Below are 787 nucleotides of genomic sequence, written 5' to 3'. Positions count from 1 at the left end.
GCCTGCGCGCCCCCGCCCGTGCACCCATGCGCCCCATATGCAGGATCGATGCATCGCACCGGCGCACGAGACGGCCGTAACCCGAGATGGCGCCGGGAGTTGTCTTCTGCGTGGAAGACACCATCACCGGCAACGGAGCCGCACAGATCCCCAAGCAGCGCGGTGAGCAGCTGCTCGACATCGCCGTGCGATACGCGGAAGAACGGCATTGGGATGTCTGCCCCGGCACCAGTCTGGAGCCCGCGGACGGCGTCGAACACTGCTCCTGCGGCGAATCCGGCTGCGAGGCGCCCGGCGCACACCCGGCCCGCGAGGACTGGGCCACCCAGGCGACCGGCAGCGCCACGGTCGCCAGGCGCCTGTGGTCCAAGCATCCCAAGGCGTCCATCCTGCTGCCGACCGGGCGTACGTTCGACGCGATCGACGTACCCGAGACCGCGGGCTTCCTGGCGCTCGCCCGGATGGAGCGGATGGAGCTCACTCTCGGCCCGGTCATCCTGACGCCGAACCGCCGGATGCAGTTCCTCGTCCTGCCCGGCGCCACCGCCAAGGTCCCCGATCTCGTACGGAAGCTGGGCTGGCCGCCCGCCGCGCTCGACCTGACCGCGCTCGGCGAGGGCAGCTGGGTCGCCGCGCCACCCACCCGCTTCGGACCGCACGGCGCCGCTCAGTGGGCCTGCCGCCCCACGCCCGCCAACCGCTGGCTGCCGGACGCCGAGGAGCTGATCAGCCCGCTCGCCTACGCCTGCGGCCGCGAGAGCCGCCGCTGACCCCCTCCTCCACCCCC

1 protein-coding gene is annotated in these 787 nt (G+C 72.7%); it reads left to right on the top strand.

Going from position 1 to position 787, the window contains the following annotated elements:
* Positions 1-86: 86 nt before the first annotated feature.
* Positions 87-770: a bifunctional DNA primase/polymerase gene (locus tag U9R90_RS36545; protein WP_411061818.1), complete on the top strand. Its 684-nt coding sequence runs from the start codon at positions 87-89 to the stop codon at positions 768-770.
* Positions 771-787 lie beyond the last annotated feature (17 nt).

Origin of the sequence: Streptomyces sp. E11-3, from assembly GCF_046540415.1 — a bacterium.
In the GTDB taxonomy this organism is placed as follows: Bacteria; Actinomycetota; Actinomycetes; order Streptomycetales; family Streptomycetaceae; genus Streptomyces.
The sequence above is the reverse complement of the archived record's forward strand: the minus strand, read 5'-3'. Positions and strand labels throughout refer to the sequence as shown.

What these genes read in the sequence shown, in the direction of transcription:
- U9R90_RS36545 (WP_411061818.1), top strand. Translation starts at nt 87, where the DNA reads ATGGCGCCGGGAGTTGTCTTCTGCGTGGAAGACACCATCACCGGCAAC.